Source organism: Marinobacterium arenosum, assembly GCF_019795155.1.
Taxonomy (GTDB): domain Bacteria; phylum Pseudomonadota; class Gammaproteobacteria; order Pseudomonadales; family Balneatricaceae; genus Marinobacterium_C; species Marinobacterium_C arenosum.
The window spans coordinates 158,608-176,887 of sequence record NZ_JAILYN010000003.1 but is presented as its reverse complement, the minus strand read 5'-3'; the positions used below and the strand labels follow the sequence as shown (position 1 = coordinate 176,887).

14 protein-coding genes are annotated in these 18,280 nt (G+C 53.1%); 7 read left to right on the top strand and 7 right to left on the bottom strand.

The features are described from left to right. Window positions 1-184 precede the first annotated feature (184 nt). On the bottom strand, window positions 185-895 hold the full coding sequence (locus K6T12_RS02675) for an outer membrane protein OmpK (RefSeq protein WP_222219209.1): 711 nt from the start codon (window positions 893-895) through the stop codon (window positions 185-187). A gap of 269 nt (window positions 896-1,164) precedes the next feature. Here K6T12_RS02675 and K6T12_RS02670 point away from each other — a divergent pair, with 269 nt between their 5' ends. Then, window positions 1,165-1,353, top strand: coding sequence for a hypothetical protein (locus K6T12_RS02670; protein ID WP_222219207.1), 189 nt, complete (start codon window positions 1,165-1,167; stop codon window positions 1,351-1,353). A 153-nt stretch (window positions 1,354-1,506) separates the two neighbouring features. Here the strand turns inward: K6T12_RS02670 and K6T12_RS02665 are convergent, their stop codons facing one another. Beyond that, a complete protein-coding gene (locus K6T12_RS02665; RefSeq protein ID WP_222219205.1) occupies window positions 1,507-2,424 on the bottom strand; it encodes a LysR family transcriptional regulator in 918 nt (305 codons plus the stop codon). Window positions 2,425-2,558: 134 nt separating this feature from the next. Between K6T12_RS02665 and K6T12_RS02660 the strand changes: the two genes are divergently transcribed. The 5 genes from K6T12_RS02660 to K6T12_RS02640 all read left to right on the top strand — a co-directional run bounded on the left by K6T12_RS02660 (window position 2,559) and on the right by K6T12_RS02640 (window position 10,080). Beyond that, window positions 2,559-3,557, top strand: a complete 999-nt coding sequence (locus K6T12_RS02660) for a cyclase family protein (RefSeq protein WP_222219203.1) — start codon at window positions 2,559-2,561, stop codon at window positions 3,555-3,557. Window positions 3,558-3,953: 396 nt separating this feature from the next. Continuing rightward, window positions 3,954-4,934 (top strand): DMT family transporter, encoded by a 981-nt coding sequence (locus tag K6T12_RS02655; protein WP_222219201.1) that lies wholly within the window; start codon window positions 3,954-3,956, stop codon window positions 4,932-4,934. 276 nt (window positions 4,935-5,210) lie between these two features. Next, window positions 5,211-6,467, top strand: coding sequence for a cytosine permease (gene codB / locus K6T12_RS02650; RefSeq protein ID WP_222219199.1), 1,257 nt, complete (start codon window positions 5,211-5,213; stop codon window positions 6,465-6,467). A 173-nt stretch (window positions 6,468-6,640) separates the two neighbouring features. Further along, on the top strand, window positions 6,641-7,900 hold the full coding sequence (codA, locus tag K6T12_RS02645) for a cytosine deaminase (protein ID WP_222219197.1): 1,260 nt from the start codon (window positions 6,641-6,643) through the stop codon (window positions 7,898-7,900). 251 nt (window positions 7,901-8,151) lie between these two features. After that, complete coding sequence (locus K6T12_RS02640; RefSeq protein ID WP_222219195.1) at window positions 8,152-10,080, top strand: methyl-accepting chemotaxis protein; 1,929 nt, start codon at window positions 8,152-8,154, stop codon at window positions 10,078-10,080. 207 nt (window positions 10,081-10,287) lie between these two features. On the opposite strand, the gene K6T12_RS02635 is transcribed toward K6T12_RS02640, so the two are convergent. Beyond that, window positions 10,288-11,184: a PhzF family phenazine biosynthesis protein gene (locus K6T12_RS02635; protein ID WP_222219193.1), complete on the bottom strand. Its 897-nt coding sequence runs from the start codon at window positions 11,182-11,184 to the stop codon at window positions 10,288-10,290. A gap of 77 nt (window positions 11,185-11,261) precedes the next feature. After that, window positions 11,262-11,444: a DUF1127 domain-containing protein gene (locus K6T12_RS02630; protein WP_222219191.1), complete on the bottom strand. Its 183-nt coding sequence runs from the start codon at window positions 11,442-11,444 to the stop codon at window positions 11,262-11,264. Between the two features lie 167 nt (window positions 11,445-11,611). On the opposite strand from K6T12_RS02630, the gene K6T12_RS02625 reads away from it, so the two are divergent. Next, complete coding sequence (locus K6T12_RS02625; protein ID WP_222219189.1) at window positions 11,612-13,042, top strand: aminotransferase-like domain-containing protein; 1,431 nt, start codon at window positions 11,612-11,614, stop codon at window positions 13,040-13,042. Window positions 13,043-13,426: 384 nt separating this feature from the next. Here K6T12_RS02625 and K6T12_RS02620 read toward each other — a convergent pair whose 3' ends face one another. Genes K6T12_RS02620 through K6T12_RS02610 form a run of 3 tightly spaced genes read right to left on the bottom strand, consistent with a single transcriptional unit; the run spans window position 13,427 to window position 18,159 of the window. Continuing rightward, window positions 13,427-14,746 (bottom strand): DUF1302 family protein, encoded by a 1,320-nt coding sequence (locus K6T12_RS02620; RefSeq protein WP_222219187.1) that lies wholly within the window; start codon window positions 14,744-14,746, stop codon window positions 13,427-13,429. Window positions 14,747-14,792: 46 nt separating this feature from the next. Continuing rightward, on the bottom strand, window positions 14,793-15,596 hold the full coding sequence (locus K6T12_RS02615; RefSeq protein ID WP_222219185.1) for an outer membrane lipoprotein-sorting protein: 804 nt from the start codon (window positions 15,594-15,596) through the stop codon (window positions 14,793-14,795). Next, window positions 15,589-18,159 carry an efflux RND transporter permease subunit gene (locus K6T12_RS02610; protein ID WP_222219183.1) on the bottom strand — a complete coding sequence of 857 codons (2,571 nt, stop codon included), beginning with the start codon at window positions 18,157-18,159 and terminating at the stop codon, window positions 15,589-15,591. Before K6T12_RS02610 ends, K6T12_RS02615 begins: the two co-directional genes overlap by 8 nt. Window positions 18,160-18,280 lie beyond the last annotated feature (121 nt).

Here is an 18,280-nt window from a genome sequence, read left to right as displayed (position 1 = left end):
GTTCGGCTAATCGTTCCCCTTGCCGGGCCGACAGTGGACTTTCACCACCAAGTCATCCGGCCGCCACCACGCGTACCGGAACAGCGCCAGTCAAGGCGCTACGCGCCATGCCTGGCGCACACACAAAAAACCCCGCTATGTGCGGGGTTATGAAGAGGAAAGCTACCAAAGCTGGGTTAGAGTGTCAGAAGTGTACCTTTGCTAGGAAGGATACATTTCGTTCCACTATGCCTTGCACACCGAACTTATTATTCCAGTAAACATGCTCGACACCCAGATACACAGGAGCCTTAGTTCCGATAACCTTACCTACATTCCACTTTAGCTGTGCCATATATAAGGTTTCAGAAGCGTGGTCAGATTCAGCAGATGACCAATCGACAAATCCGTCATACAAAAACTCTGCGTTACCAATATTAAACGGCAAGCCCCAAACAACCGTTAACATAGTATCGTCTTCTTTTAATTCATTATTACGATTATAAACATTAGCCTTAAAATATTGAAAACCAGGAACTTCGAAGTCCGCGCCTAGACCTAGCAAATAGTTATCAAAATTATTACCTGATTCCCAGGTAGTGGCAATATATGTATCTGCCACCAGTCCGTATGATAGTTCGGCTCCAGTGAGATAGCTCAGGCTAATGTTTGGCTTGAATTCAAAATAGTTGTTAAGGGCACCATCATCAGACTTTTCCCGATCTAAAAAGAAGAAGTTATCTCCCCAATCATGATCACTTACATGTTCAAGTGTTAATGTTTGCCTATCAGGATCTCCAAGTTCATGGTTACTACCTTTGAGATAGGTCAAACTAACATCACTCCACTGCATCTCTGCGGAAGCAGCTGACGAAATCAAGATGCCCGACAACAAAAAAACCGACTTAAACTTCATTAATCATATTCCTGTTATTTTTATATTAAGAATGAAAACTAAAAATTAGAAACCCATAAAAATTTAATATTCTCTCCCCAAAAAACTCTAACAAATGACAACTACCAGAACAAAAACGCTTAAACACATACAACCAAATAAAAGACTACAAAACAAAGAAAGAATAATAATAGCTGCTATAACAACTAAAGAGCTTGACAACAAAATAACAGACAGACTGACATCAAAAACACTCGACCACCAACATCTGGGGATTTGACATAAGGCTGATGCTGTTTCAGACAGCACAGTGGAGAAAAGAAAAAGAAAAAGAAAAAGAAAAAGAAAAAGAAAAAGAAAAAGAAAAAGAAAAAGAAAAAGAAAAATCTATCCCGTACCTTTCCAGCCTGAGATGCAAGCGGTTTCAGAACCGAACTGGAAGGCTAGCGTTGCGCGACAGCGCCAGACCCGCTAGATGAACCGACGGGAAGATCTCGTCGACATCGAGCTTTCGGAGTAGAAAAGTTAGAAGGCCGACCCAAGTCTGTTGCTCCTCTGCCCCCTGCTTCGGGTGGCATCACTAAACGATGCCAGAGCAGCCTGTCCTGTGTACCCCGCAGGCTTGGAATCGACTACTCTGGCCTTGCTTCATCCCAGTATGGTGTCTCGTTGATTCGCTCAGCGACAAATTCGACAAACGCCCGGACCTTAGGAAGTAGATGTTGCCTTTGCGGATAAACCGCATAGATCGATAATTCCGGTGCCCTGTATCCGGTAAGAGCTGCCTTTAGCCTGCCCGCTTGAAGGTCGGCACCTACGATAAATGTCGGGGTTAAAGTGATCCCAGCCCCGCCGATTAAGATTTCACGTAAAGCAAGGCTATTGTTAACCTGGATAGCCCCCGAAACAGGTACCGATATCAAACGACCTTCGGGTGATAGGAACCGCCACCCGGCGGAAGATTCCTGATATTTATAGGTAATGGCGTTGTGATGATGCAGGTCTTCAGGCACTCGAGGCACCCCCCAACGCTCAAAGTACTCTTGTGAGGCGCACACGACATGCCGGCATGGCCCCAACCTTCTTGCCACCAATGACGAATCCGGCATTTCGGCAATCCTAATTACCAAGTCAACACCTTCCTCGATAACGTCAATATGACGGTCCTCCAAGGTCATATCGATAGACACGTCCGGAAAAAGCGACTGAAATTCCGGTAGTAATGGCGCTATATGTAGAATGCCGAAGGACATCGGCACGTTTACTTTCAGCGTCCCACGGGGCGCCTCTTGCAGCCGGGATACTTCGGCTTCGGCATCCTCAATCGCGTCAAGCCCTCTGCGACTCTGAGTGAAAAATGCCTGTCCCACCTCAGTCAGACTCATCCGTCTTGTACTTCTGTTGAGCAGGCGCGCGCCCAAACCATTTTCGAGTCGAGTCACATACTTGCTAACCACCGACTTGGAAAGCCCCAATCGCTCGGCCGCAGCCGTGAAGCTACCGCACTCCACCACCTGAATAAAGACAGCAATGTCGTTCAGCCTTTCCATCCAAACACCCACATTGGTAAACCTATGAGAACAATCTTATTCCAGATAGGCGGATTATTAAATCAACAATAAGGATTATCGTGTCAGTCACGTGAAGGAGAGCATCAATCTTAGAACTATCGGAGAGATCGAAGATGAAACCCACCATCCTGAAAAAATTGCCGCTCTTGGCGCTGGCGACAGCGCTTGCGATTGGTAGCACAACAGCCAGCGCCAAGCCGGACGTAGGCATCAGTCCTTGGGGCCCTAAAGACGAAATCGGTCGCTTAAACCTGATCACACCAGAATCACAGGCTGCCGTGCTATCACGGATCGAAGGTGGCAAATCCTACGACCTGTCCGTCGAATATTTCATTGGCATGCCTAGCTGGCAGGCCGCTGGCGACCCCCACTACCGAATCTGGATGACCCATACCCCCCACGGCAATACGATTGACGACCCCCTCCATTTGGGTGAGGAGATGAACGAGCACGTCAGCTACACCGGCGCCGCTGTCTCTATGTACACTCATATGGGTACCCACATCGATGCACTACCCCACTTCGGCCTGAACGGCAAAATCTGGAACGGCTTCAAAGCCAGCGAACATCTAGGCGACCGAGGTTGGGCGGTGGGGGGCGCCGAAAAAATTCCGCCGCTGATCGCACGAGGTGTGATGATTGATGTTGCCGCCGCAAAAGGTGTGGAGATGTTGCCCGATAACTATCGGGTAACTCGAGAAGACCTGAAGATGGCTTTGGACAAACAGAAGGTAACCCTGCAGGAAGGTGATATCGTTCTAATCCGTACAGGGCGCATGCAAAACTACAACGATGCAGCCGCTTATATGAATAACCCTCCGGGTCTAGGCATGGATGCAGCCCGCTTCCTGGTTGAGGATAGTGGCGCCATGGTCGTAGGGGCTGACAACCTGAGTTTCGAAGCCTTTCCGTCCGAAGTGGAAAACAACTATGTGCCGCTTCATACCTATCTGCTGGCAGAACAAGGAGCGCCAATCATGGAACTGGTCTATCTCGAGGACTTGTCTAAAGACCAGATCTATGAATTCGCATTTATTGGCGGTTCGCTGAAACTCCGTGGTGCAGATGCGGCCCCACTCCGACCGGTTGCACTGCCACTTCGTCAACAGTAATCAATGGCTGTAACAGGCAAGCTTGGGGATGAACCGTCCCTCTGATACTTACGGGCCTGGCAATAAACATAGCCGGGCCCGTTCTGATTGCGTTTTTGAGAGTAATAACAATACGATCTAAGAACGCTCTTCCAAAACCAAATATACAGGCAGCACATCCAGAGCTGTGATTCATTGCTGAACCCAAATCTTCCAACCTAAAATTTCTGAAGCCAACAGCATTGACAACGATTAAAATACAAAACCGCCAAATAAAAACCAGAAAATACCACATATAGAAAAGCGATAGCAGCATATACATCTTTCACATGGCAAAACATAACAAACCTCAAAACCCCAAACACACGCTCTATTAGCCATATAAATAACATTAAGAACCAAAATAGGGTGAGTAGCATGAACATAAAAATATCAAAGACACTTACCTCTGGCTATCTCTTCGCTTTAGTAGCAACAATCATCTGGTCCGGCAACTTCGTTGTTGCTCGCGGACTAACAGAAAGCGTACCACCTATCAGTCTTGCCTTTTGGCGATGGGTAGTCGCTATTGTAGTATTTCTTCCTTTAGCCTTACCATCGCTTATACGCGAATGGACTGAAATTCGAAAAAATCTCGAATATCTTGCAATAACATCAATACTTGGCGTAACCCTATTTAACACCCTTATTTATATTGCAAGCCACTCAACGGACGCAATAAATTTATCACTAATATCAATAACCTTTCCAATTTTTGTAATATTATTCTCATGGGCTTATTTCGGAGAGAATATCACAGTCAACAAAGGAGCAGGCATCATAATAGTGGCCACGGGAATCCTTGTGCTCGTTACAAGAGGGAATATATCGTCGATTGTAGAAACTAATTTTTCTATTGGAGACTTATGGATGCTAGGCGCCGCTAACTGCTTTGCGATATATAGTATCCTCATAAAACAAAAACCCCACAAAATCAGCACACTCTCCCTTCAAGTATCTACATTCATATTTGGACTTATATTCCTATTCCCCTTTTACGTCTGGGAGTCTATAACCAGCGACTTCAAGATCTCAAGTGCAAACATAAATACACTGTACGCTATATTTTACATCGGATTTTTCGCATCATTGATTGCCTTTTTACTGTGGGGAAAAGCGATTGATATCTTGGGACCAACTACACCATCGTTGATCTACTATACCCTTCCAATTTTTAGTGGCCTAGCCGCCTATGTATTCTTGGATGAACAGATTGGAGCAGCACACTTCCTTAGTATGGCTATTATTATCGTAGGGGTATTAACTGCCATATATGTACCCAAGAAACACAAGCAGCAGAACAAGGCGTTACAAACCCTGGAAAGGCCCCATACCACATCACCCTCAAACATAAAATAAAACTCTGCTATGCATCGACAATATACAAGGCACAATATAACCTGCACCAATATGATACATAGTTTCGCATCGAACGCTCTATTGAACTTGATGGTGAAGGTTAAATTTATGCAACAACAACCTTATAAGGCCGAAGTAACACCTCCTTTAAAAATATGACATTAACAAAAAACCAAACAGCCAGCCCATAGCAAACACATGGAACTTATGTTACCAGCCAAGTAAAAGCAACCAAATCCTTATAACAATTACTAATTCGAACGAATGGAGTCTGCGATGGAAACTGCCGATTATCCGCTTAGTGAAGTACCTGCAACTGAGCGCAAGGGACTGCTGTCAACGTCGCTTTTATTATTGGGGTTTACATTTTTCACTGCGACCATGTGGGCTGGCGGGTCACTAGGCACAGCATTTAGCTTTGATCAGCTGCTGATGGTAATTTTCGTCGGTAACCTTCTACTGGGTGCTTACGCAGCAATACTAGCCTATATAGCATGCAAAAGCGGTTTGAATGCAGTTTTGCTGGGACGGTTCTGCTTTGGCGAGAAAGGCAGCAAACTTTCTGATCTAGTTTTAGGATTTACCCAAATTGGCTGGTATGCCTGGGGCACTGCCACTATATCCGTAGTTCTAGTTAAAACTACTGGACTGCCTGGCTGGCTTGAAACACCACTAATGATTCTATTCGGATTCGGCTTCTGCGTAACTGCAATGATCGGCTACAAGGGGCTGGATTGGCTATCACGTTTTGCTGTACCAGCCATGTTGATATTCATTTTAATCAGCCTCTACAAAGGCCTGATTGACGTCGGTGGTATCGTTGGCCTGACCAGTAAAAACCCGACCGACAGCCTTAGCTTCACAGCCGCAATTACCGTCATCGTCGGTACCTTTGTTAGCGGAGGAACGCAAGCGACAAATTGGAGTCGCTTTGCTCGAACGCCCCGTATCGCACTGCTCTCGACAATGGCAGCGTTCTGTGTCGGCAACGGGTTAATGGTGCTGACAGGCGCAATCGGTACATTGATCTACCAGCAAGCTGACATTGTCGATGTGATGATGGCACAAGGCTTTGTCGTATTGGCCGTGCTAATGTTGTTCCTGAACATTTGGACCACCCAAGACAATACCATCTACAATTTTTCAGTTGCGGGCTGTAACTTGCTCCGCACTAAAAAGCGTCGTTTGGTCACCGTAGTCGGCGCCGCGATTGGTACGCTGTTGGCCGTCGGCGGTATGTACGACCTGTTGATCCCTTTCCTGGTTCTGCTCGGCACATTCATCCCGCCAATCGGTGGCGTTATTATGGCTGATTTCTGGTTGGCACATAACGGCCAGTATCCCAAATTGAGCAATTCAAATCTGCCCAAATTCAACTGGATTGGCCTGTGCGCTTATGCGACCGGTTCATCAGCAGCGTTCTTTTCTCCGGTACTGCCTCCGGTGACTGGAGTACTGGTAGCAGCAGCTGCATACGCATTAATGATGCTCACCTTAAAAACCGTGCCATCTGCAACTACGGTAGATGGATAATGGCTATCTGAGTTCGCTTGGTAATAAGCGACATCCGACCGTTAATCCGGAAAGTCACTACAACAATTTAAATTATCGCCTGAGCAAGATCGACCTCTTTAGCAAAAATGCAATGCGCTATACCAATTGAACATTTATTGATTCAAATCTACAACTTGGATAACTGAGGGGCTATGGAAATAGTCAACGCACGCCTTCGCCATCAACAAGGGCTTTACCGTATTAGTATTAACAAGGGGCTCTTCAGTGGCATCACATCTCAAACCTCGACAATAATCCCTCCGGCAACATCGATTGATGCTCAAGGCCAATTGGTGTGTGCTCCTTTCGTCGAGCCTCATATTCATCTAGATGCCGCGCTAACAGCCGGTGAGCCAAGCTGGAACCAGAGTGGAACATTGTTTGAGGGAATCGAGCGCTGGTGTCAGCGTAAGCCTGATTTAAACGAAATGGATATTCGCCAGCGCGCTATCGAAACTATTGAATTATTGGTCAGTAACGGTGTGCAGCATATTCGCACCCATGCAGATACAACTGACCCTTCTTTGATAGGCCTGAGAACCCTTTGTGCACTTCGTGACGAACTGAAAGATAAAATCGATCTACAGATCGTAGCATTTCCACAAGAAGGTCTGCTTTCCTTTCCCAATGGTCTGATATTAATGGAACAAGCCATAGAGATCGGCGCAGACGTAATTGGTGGCATTCCTCACTTCGAGTACACCCGTGAGTTAGGCGAAGCCTCAATGAAAAAAGTGATTGAACTGGCGGTGCGACATAACCGGTTAGTGGACGTGCACTGTGATGAAACCGATGATCCGAACTCACGCTTCCTGGAAGTGCTGGCCACCGAGGCGCTATTCCATGACATGGGGCCAAGGGTAACCGCCAGTCATACAACCGCCATGCATTCTTACGATAACGCCTACTGCTCCAAGCTATTTCGATTGTTGAAACACTCAGAGGTTAATTTTGTCGCCTGCCCGACCGAAAGCATCCATTTACAGGGACGTTTTGATAGCTATCCAAAACGCCGTGGCGTCACCCGTGTTAAAGAACTTAACTCGGCAGGTATCAATGTCTGCTTTGGCGAAGACTCAATATTTGATCCTTGGTACTCATTAGGAAACGGTAAGCTTCTGCGAACGCTCGACTTTGGCCTACATATATGCCAAATGATGGGCTACAACGATTTCTGCCATGCTCTAGACTTCATCACAGATAATAGTGCCCGCACCCTCTCTATTAATCAATATGGTATAGCAGTAGGCCATCCAGCCAACTGCATACTTCTAGAAGGTGAGGATGACTATTCCGTACTTCGCAAACAGGGTGAGGTATTGCTGTCAATACGCCACGGAGAAGTCATCATGCAACGTCAACCAGCCAAGGTGACTACCCCTTCCCACTTAAAAAAAGCACTCCCAATTTAAAAACCCGCTATCAATTGAATAACAACCAACAGGAAAGATAGTGACAAGCATGAAAGCCAATCCAAAATACCACCACCTATACAACAATAAAATAACAGCTTACAACAAAGCCTTTACAGCTCTTAAAATGAGCTTTCATCGGCCGCACAATATATTTATAAGCACCATAGACCCGGATCAGCAATATTAATTGTCCACCAGCTTAACGACTATATCGGCCGCTGGACGATAAAACTCAGGGGGGAATGATCATGAAAATACAAAACAAGATAATTTTAACCATATGCGCAGCATTTTTAATACTAATATCAGCATCTACATCTCTAAACTTATCTAACATGTATTCCTCTTCGATAGAACGAGTCACTACCATCGAGATTCCGGCAGCGCTCGGAGAGGTAAAAGGAAAAATCTCTAGTGATTTTTCTCCTTCCATCATCACATCTAAAGCAATGGCTGATAATACTTTTATTCAGCGCTGGTTACGTAACGGGGAAAAAGAAGAGCAGCTAAGTGATGTGACGGATTACCTGTCAGAAATCATGATTAAAAACAATACAGATGCTGTTTTTCTAACATCAGAAAGGACAAAGAAATTTTACTATGAAAAAGGAGTATTCAAGACTCTATCAACAGGCGACTCACATGACCAGTGGTACTTTGATTTTGTAAGAAGCGGCGATGAATACGAAGCAAACCTCAGCATGGACGAGGTGACCGGAAACCTTTCCGTCTTTATAAACTATAGAATTGACACCAAAGAAGGTTTTTTAGGGGTAATAGGAATTGGAAGCAGGCTTGATCATCTCACAAAAACAGTCAAGGATTACAAGATCGGAAAAACCGGCATTGTTTATCTCGTAGACAACAACGGAAAAATACAGCTACATGGAGACAAGGAAAAAGTTGGAAAAACATCAGATAACTATCTAAAACTAAAATCTAACGGAGATAAAAAGGACATAGTACAAGTTTATTCCAAGGAAATTCAGGACGATCTACTTGTCACCTCTACAACTGTACCAAGCCTTGGTTTGATTCTAGTAGCAGAAATACCGGAAAGTGAAGTATACGATGACATCAATGAGGCGCTATTAAGCTCGGGGATTTTGAGTACAGCTATAGCATTTGTATTCCTAGCAATTCTATCACTCTATACTCGCCACTTATTCAAGCCTATTAATGATGTAGCAACTGCCTTGGTGTCAATCGGTCAAGGCGAGAAAGACCTTAGTCAACGACTACAGTACTTAAAAAACGATGAAGCAGGCGCACTCGCAAGTGGTTTTAATACGTTTGTCAAGAATATTGAAGAGGTGATCTCGACGGCCATTTCAATAAACAAAGGAATGATAGAAACCGTAGTGAAAACATCAGAATCATTGTCCCATGCTTCTGATTGCTCGAATCAGCAGGAAAAAATGATTCAGCATGTAGCAACAGCGATACATGAACTCGAGGCTTCGGTGACTGAAGTCGCGGAAAGTGCACAAGCGGCATCAGTGTCGACAGAAAATGTTCGAAGGGAATCAGATCAAGGACAAGCGGTCATCGATCAGGCAGTCTCTTCCATCAGTGGTATGTCTGATGACATTGTCGAAGTCGCGAACACTGTTAACTCCCTCGCAAGTGATGTAGAAGCAATAGCTTCCGTGCTAGACGTTATACAGGGAATATCGGAGCAGACAAACCTGCTTGCATTGAATGCAGCAATCGAAGCCGCCCGCGCTGGCGAGCATGGTAGGGGGTTTGCGGTCGTTGCTGATGAAGTTAGGTCTCTTTCTCTAAAAACCAAAGAGTCGACAGAAGAGATTTCCGCGATGATTCAACGACTTGATAAGGGCGCTAATGACGCGGTTCAGGCGATGGAAAAAAGCATTAGAGCTACCGCATCCGGCGTTTCTGAAGCCACCGGTGCAGGAGAGTCGTTCTTGAAGATTACAGGGGCTGTTTCTGAGATTAACGACCGTAACTATCAAATTGCCTCGGCTACCCACGAACAGACTGCGGTAACCTCCAGCATAAATGAAAGTATAACGTCAATTTCCGAAGTATCACGAAATGCTGCGGACGCTAGCGTAGCAGGTGAGAAGAGATTTGCGGAGATTGAGAAATCTATAAAAGAGTCATCTTTACTCCTTGAACAGTTTAAGGTAACAAACAGACATAGCTCTAGTTAATGAAACTTTTTAGCTATCAGTACTGAATCATAAGGCGGATCAGGGCACCTTCAGTTTCCAACTAACTTCGTCCATTAGTTGGAAATGCCCTGGACCGCCATATTGGCTTAAAATAATGACCAGTTCAGCGCGCTGTCATAAATAGTTCAGCAGAGCTAACTCTAACCAGGATGGTTGGCAGCCCAGGCCGAGCCTCGTTCCGATTACCTAGCCGCGCTGCAAGCACAACTGATCCAGATAGAACGCCCCCTCGCCCACCAGCCGGGCACTGCCGCTGACTTCGACCGCGCTTACCGCGCCCTGCCGCTTGCTGAAATCCAGCTGCAGCTGGCTGGGCCGGCCCAGCTCCTCACCCTGGCTAAGCAGGTAACGATAGTCGCCATCCGTCAGCGGTTGCGCCAATACTCCCGCCAACGCTGCGGCGGCACTGCCGGTGGCCGGGTCCTCCTGGATACCGATCTCGATACAGAACATCCGCACCTTGGCCCGGTCGCCGTCGACAGAAACCACGTACAGATCGGGCACCGGATGATCGGCCAGCAACCGCTGCCAGGCGGCGCTCTGCACCGTGGTCCGGGCCACCGCCTCGGCACTGGCCAGCTGAATCACCTGGAACGGATAACCGCAGCTGGAGATCAACGGCTCGGCGATCACCTCGGCTTCAGCCACGCCCAACAGCGCCGCCGCATCGGCGCGGCTCAGCGAGGATTCGCTGACCTCCGGTAGCTGGGCCACCGCCAGGGTGGCGCGCGGCTGAGCCCCGTCTAGATCGACCCGCACCGACACCGGGCCGACATTTTCCTGCAGTGTCCATTCGCTCCGGCCGTTGTCGCCGTCCAGCATCGCCAGGCAGATCGCGGTGCCGATGGTCGGGTGGCCGGCGAACGGCATCTCGAATGCCGGGGTGAAGATCCGCACCCGAGGCTCCCGCTCGCCCTCGCCCGCGCTGACGAAGGTGGTTTCCGCCAAATTCAGCTCGTTGGCCAACCGCTGCATCAGTTCCGTCGACAGCCCCTCGGCCTGCGGGAAGACCGCCAGTTGATTGCCGCCGAACGGCAGCTCGGTAAATACGTCCAGTAATCTGTACTCGATCTTGTTCCGCACACCCTCTCTCCTTTAGTTCACGGCATGTTTGACGGCTTGGTTCACGGCCTATTTCAGGGCTTGGCTCACGCCTTGATTCACGACTGCCAGAACGGCTTGCAACCCTCTCGCAACGCCTCGGCCCTGCTCAGCCCCGTGTCCTTCAGGCGCTGCTCGTCCAGCGCCAGCAATTGACGGCGGCTACGGGCCCGGTGCCGCCATTGTCTTAACAACCGCAACCCCTGTTCGAGCAACGGCCCCAGTTTCAGATAGAAAATCATCGCTGCAACCCCTTCATTGAAAGTTGTTGCAGTTTAGGGCCACAGCTGAAACCATTACAGATCCAAAAACAACAAATAAGACACCATACAGACCTATAGAAACAGATCTGTATTGCCAGCCGGGGCAACCAACTGTACCGGTTGGCGGCACACCACCGGAGCGCGTGATGAAACTGTATGAACAGCTGGCCGATACCCTGGCGCAACGGATCGAGCAGGGCTATTTTCGCAGCGGCGACAAACTGCCGTCGATCCGCAGCCTGAGCCAGGAACACGGCGTCAGCATCTCCACGGTACAGGAAGCCTATCGCCTGTTGGAAGACCGCGGGCTGGCCCAGCCGCGCCCCAAGTCCGGCTATTACGTGTCACCGCGTATCGAGGTGCCACCGCTGCCCAGTACCAGCAGCACCCTGCATAAGCCGCTGCGGGTGTCGCGCTGGCAACAGGTGCTGCACATGATGTCGCAGCCGGAAGACCGCAACATGGTCTACCTCAGCGTCGCGCTACCCAACCTGGAAGCGCCGACCCTGAAGCCGCTGCAGACCATCCTCAGCGACCTGAACCGCCGGGTCGGCCTGCGCGGACTGGCCTACGACCAGCTGCACGGCGCCGACGAGTTGCGCCACCAGGTCGCCCGCCTGGCGGTCGATTCCGGCTGCCGGTTGGCGGCCGAGGAGATCATCGTCACCACCGGCTGCCAGGAGGCATTGTCCACCAGCCTGCGGGCGATCTCACAGGCCGGCGATATCATCGCGGTGGATTCGCCAGGCTTCTTCGGCTCATTGCAGGCGATCGAAGCCAACGGCCTGCAGGCGCTGGAGATCCCCTGCCACCCGGAAACCGGCATGAGCCTGGAAGCGCTGGAGCTGGCGCTGGAGCAGTGGCCGGTGAAGGCGATCCTGACCACCCCGACCTTCAACAACCCGGCCGGTTACTGCATGCCGGACAGCCACAAGCAGCGGCTGCTGGAACTGGCGCGCAAATATGACCTGCCGATCATCGAGGACGATATCTACGGCGACCTGAGCTACAGCTACCCGCGACCGCGCACCATCAAATCGTTCGACCAGGAGGGCCGGGTGATTCTCTGTTCGGCCACCTCGAAGAGTATCGCCCCGGGGTTGCGGGTCGGCTGGGTAGCGCCGGGCCAGTACCTGATGCAGGTGATGCACATGAAATACGTTACCAGCATGGCCAGCACCACTCTGCCGCAGCTGGCGGTAGCGGAATTCATCGCCCAGGGTGGTTACGAGCGCCACCTGCGCAAGATGCGCGCCAGCTACAAGCAGAACCGTGACCGGATGCTGGAATGGGTAGCCCGCTACCTGCCGGAGGGCACCCGCGCCAGCCGACCGCAGGGCGGCTACCTGTTGTGGGTGGAGCTACCGCAGCAGGTCGATGCCGAGCAGCTCAACGAGCGCACCCAGGCACGCGGCGTCAGCGTGGCGCCGGGGCCGCTGTTCAGCGCCTCGACCCGTTTCCAGAACTGTATCCGGATTAACTTCGCGCCGGAGATGAACGCGCGGGTCGAACGGGCGCTACAGATCGTCGGTGAGGAGGCGCAGAAGCTGATCGACGAGGTCGGCAAGGCGGCTTAGTCGACCGTTGTTATGGAAGATCGCCACCAGGGATGGATCTCAAGCCAACTCTGTTGGGATTCGGCCTCATCCCAACCTACGATCCGTCGCCGCGGGGCACGCCTCCTACAAAGCCTGGCTGCGATAGCAAACTGGCACTGAGACTGGGTCGCTGTTAACTCAACTCTGTTAACTAAAACCCGTTAACTAAAAGCTTACAAAAATCCGGAAAAACCGACCCCATAGCGACGGATATTCATATTCGGCCAGAACGAACTGAATCCGTCGCCGCGGGACGCGCCTCCTACAAAGCCTGGTTGAAATAGCAAATTGGCACTGAGGCGGGGCCCGCTGTTAACTCAACTCTGTTAACTAAAACCTGTTAACTCAAAACTATTACCTGAGTTAAAAACTGTAGCGCAGCCGGGCATAGAGGTTGGAAGCGTCCTCGAACTGGCCGAAGAAGGTATGCGACTGATCGCCACCGAACAGGTTACCGCCGACGGTCAGCGACAGCTGGTCGTCGAATCGGTAGCTGAGCGACGGGCGCAGGTAGTAGTCCTGGTCGCTCGGCGACCAGAAGCTGAACCAGCTCAGCGTCAGGTTGTCCTGCATGGCCCGGTAGGTCAGCCGCAGCGTCCACAGTTGGCGGTACTCGTCGGGCCGGTACGGCGAGTCGCCGTCATTGGCGGCCAGCGCAGCGTGATCCTGCAGCCACTCCAGGTAGTACTGCACACCGAGAGTCAGCTTGGGTCGCAGCTCCCGCTCGTAGCCGGCTAACAGCCGCAACTGGTCGTTCGGCAATAGCGGATCGCCGCCACTGCCATCCTCGCCTTCGTACCAGGCCAGCTCCGTATAGCCGATACCGCCGGCCAGGTTGCCACGCAGACTGGCGCCGAGCGCGGTCAGCCGGCTGAAGTAGAACTGGCCGGCCGGATCGACCGCATTGGGCTGTTTCCAGAAACCGCGATAGGCGTACAGTGCCCACTCGGTGCCGTCACGACGACCGAACAGCCGGGCAGCAAACTCGCCATTGTCCAGATCATGCTCAGGCCGTTGCGGTTGCAGATGGCCGTCCGGTGCCGCCACATTGCTGCCGGTCAGCGGCGAGAAGTAACTGAACCGCTCACCGTCGATAAAGTTGTCGCTGCGAAAACGCGGCGTCCAGACCAGGTCCAGGTTGGCGCCGGCACCGCTGTAGTAGCTGGCCTTGACGGTGGCGGCCGGCGCTTTCAGGTAGCCATCTTCGCGGCCACTGAAAAACGATACCCAGTCCTTGGCGAACAGGTCGTTTAGGAACAGCAGATCTCCGGTACCCCAAGTCAGCACCTGCTGGCCGATGCGCAGATCCAGCCGGTCGCTCGGACTGAACGACAGCAGCGCCTCGCGCAACCGGCCGTGCAGGCCGTGCTCGACGCCATCGGCCCAGAGATCGGCCTTCAGGCTGTAGCGGTAGTCGCCGAGATACTGCTCCCGTTCCAGTCGGAGCCGGGTTTCCGCCAGCGTCAGCCGCTCATCCAGCACCGCATCGTCCGCCAGCCGTCCGCCCAGTCCCACTTCGTAGAAACCGTGCCAGCGCGGGCCACTTTCCGCCGTCGTATCCCAGGACTCCTCGGCCCAGCTGTCATCTCCCCAGTCATCCGTTGTATCGGCCGGTTGACCCACTGCCCGGGCAAGTGGGGTCGATAATAGCAACACCAGCAGGCCAGCCACTCCCAGTCGCATGATTTATCTAGCCTCCATCAGCGCCATCCTTCTGGCCCATTGATAATTAATGCGGCCGCTGCAACCATTCACGGGGCGGATTGCGCAGCGAGCGTTCGCTGAACAGGCCCGGTTCCATCCCCAGATCATAGCGGATAAAACGGAACTCCATGCGGGTGCTGCCACCGGAGCGCAGGTCGCTGACCTGTGAGCGGGTCACGGTCGGATGCCCCTGCACAGTCTCCGTTTCAATCACCTCCACCTTGCGGTATGAGCGGTCGCCGCTGTCGTAATACTCGATGGTCATCGGCAGGAAGGTTTGCTTGTCGATCCACACCTGATAGCGGGCGAACTCGACGCTGGCCGGGTCTTTCGGCGTGCTGCCGATCAGGTAGAAACGCTCGTCGCTGCCCAGCAGGCGGTGCTGGTCGTCGCGGATATTACGGCCGGAAACATCCTCGTAGAAATAGTGCGACCCGACAAAGCTGGTCCGCTTGTCACCGGCTGAGATTCGCTTGACCAGATCCAGGCTGGGCAGGTACAGCCAGCGGTCGTCCTCGCCCTCGGTGTGCTTGGCGACCATGAAGACGGTGTTGCGCACGTCCGCCGGGCGGCTGAACACCACCAGGAAATCCTGGTCGCCGCCGTCACTCCGGTCGCGCCTGAGAATGGTGAACTGGCGCATCTGCTCACGCCCCTGTCCGTCGCGGATGATCATCCGCGCCTCGGCCCGGCCGTCGGCGCCCTGGTAGTAAGCGGCCAGGTTGGCGCGGCGGACGATCTCGTCGACATCGGTCAAATCGGCCGCCAGGGATACATTGCTCAGCATCGCCCCGAGCAGTACCAGACTGCGTGCAAGCCAATTATACATTCTCGATCTCCTCCCGCACGCCGAACAGGCGTTGCTTACCTTTGATCAGACCGATCACCGCCGGCAGCAACAGCAGCGTGACCAGCGCCGACACCGCCATGATGGTGGCCAGGAAAAAGCCGACGGTGATGTAAGGCACCAGCGGCGCCAGCAGCAGCGGGGTGAAGCCGATGGCGATCACCACCGCGTTGCGGCTGATCGCCCGCGACGGTCCCTGATAGAGCTCGGCGACCGTCGCCGGCCACTCACCGCTGCGGCGGAAGATCGCCCGGGCCCGCTCCAGGTAGTGGATCGCGAAATCCACCGACAGCCCCAGCGTCAGCGCCGACAGCACCGCGATCGGCATGTCGTAATCCTTGCCGACCCAGCCGATCAATCCGTATATGAACAGGATGGTCACGGATAACGGCAGCATCGACAGCAGCCCCAGCGTCAGCGAGCGGAACAGCAGGATCATCATCAGCAGCACCGCCACGAAGGCGCTCAGCAGGCTGGCCAGCATGCCGCTGACCATCTGCTCCTGCCAGACCACGTTGATGTAGGTCAGCCCGGCCCAGTTGGCGCTCACCCCCGGCGGCAGCGGATGAGTGGCCAGGTAGGCGTCGACCTGTTCGATCACCGCGCTCATGTCGCGGTTGTCGCCGCTTTTCAGCTGCAGCCAGATCGCCGCCGAACGGTAATCCGGGGTCACCATATGCCAGAGGTCGGTCGGCCGGTGGGATGACTGGAAGCTCAGCAGGGTCTGGGCCACCGCCTGCTGGCTAGCCGGCAGCCGGTACTGTTCATCGGCGCCGCCCTGCAGCTCGCGATAGACGGTCTTGACCAGCGTCGGCAGCGCATTGGACTTACCCACCCGGTCGTTAGCGTCGAGGTAGGCTTGCAGGCGATCCAGATATCCGAGCGCTTCGGGATCGAGGAAATACCTGGCTTGCATCTGCGCCTGCTCGACCGTGTCGATCAGTGCCAACCAGCCGGCTTCATCCTCGGCAGAACCGCTGAAGCTGGCCTCATCGAACGCGACGATCAGCGCATTGCCATAGCTCTGCAGTTCATTCGTTTCAGTCGCATTGCGAATAGCGGCCAGCGGCTGTTGCAGGCCATACTGCTGCGCCAGCTGGTCTAACCGCCGATCCAGTGCCTCGGTGCCGGAACCGTCGGACGCTTTCTCCAATACCAGGAAGGCATCGTAGATGCCGGCGAAGTGTTCGTTCATTACCCGGTCGGCCACCCGCAGCCGATGGTCCTGCTTGAACCAGCGCACCGGGTTGTCGTTGATCTGGATCTGGCTGACGCCGTACAGCGACAGCGCCGCCAGGGCGGCGAACAGTATCAGCAGCCCCTTGGCGCGGAGCAGTGCGAAACGCCCGGTGGCGGACAGCAGCCGCGCCAGCAGTCCCTGGGTATTCTCATCGATCCGGTGATCCTTCAGCCTGGCCAGCCGTGCCGGCGACAGGCTGGCGATATAGGCCGGCACGAACAGCACCGTCAGCAGGAACGCCAGCAGGATGCCGAACGCCACGTGCAGTCCGAACACCTGCACCGGCGGGATCGGCGTAAACGCCAGCGAGGCAAAGCCGACCGCCGAGGTCAGCGAGGTGTACAGCATCGGCGTGAACAGGTGCGCCATCACCGTGCGCAACGCCGCTTTCGGCTCCTCACCCGGCCGGTAACGGTCGGCGAACTCCGACAGGATATGCACCGAATCCACCACCGCGATCGGCATCAGGAAGATCGGGATCATCGAACTCATGATGTGCACGGTGTAGCCCTGGCCGATCAGCAAGCCCATGGTGACGATCACCGACACCAGCGCGACGATCATCGCCGCGCCGACCAGCAGCATCGAGCGGAAGAACAGCCACATCAGCAGGAAGATCATCAGCCCGGCCAGCGGCGCCGAGATCGCCATCTGCACGAACATCTCCACGCCGAAGGTGTCCTCCGCCACCGGCAGGCCGGCGATATGGTACTGGTCGGCCGGGTCGAGGGTATCGATCACCGCCTGGATCTCATTGGCCAACCGGTAGCTCTCCGACTTGTCGACGATCGGCACGTAGAGCGCCGCCGCCCGGCCGTCACCCGACACCAGGGTGTTCTGCAGCAGCGGCAACCGCTCGACCGCCCGACGGACCTCCCCCGCGCCAGCCTGATCGGCCGGCGGCTGCTTCATCAGCCAGTCGAAGCGGATACCGCCGCCCGGCTGCTGGCGGATATTGTCGACCCGGTCCAGCGCCATCTGCTCCTGGCGCACCACCCCGGCCATCTCGGCGATCGACGCACTCAACGTGTGCAGTTGAGCCAGGGTCTGGCTGTTGTAGATACCGGCCGGATGCTGCTCGTTGACCACGCCGACCACGATCAGGTCATACAGGGCGAAGCGCTGCTTCATCCTGTCGTGGAACAGCCGGTCGGGCTGGTCGTGCGGCAGCATGTTCTCCGGGTCGGTATCCACCTGAATGGAGGGCAGTTGCCAGCCGGCCAGCAGCACGATGGCGGTCAATACCAGGAAGATCCGTCTGGGGTAGCGCATAGCACCGACAACCAGGCGATCGGCAAGTGACATCCGGCAGTTCCTCATTTCAAGCAGTTGATTGGCGAGATGTTCTGGCAAGTATATTAGATTATTCTAATATGTAAACAGGCTACATTAGCGAATTGAGATTCAATAACCCTTGCTTTAGAAT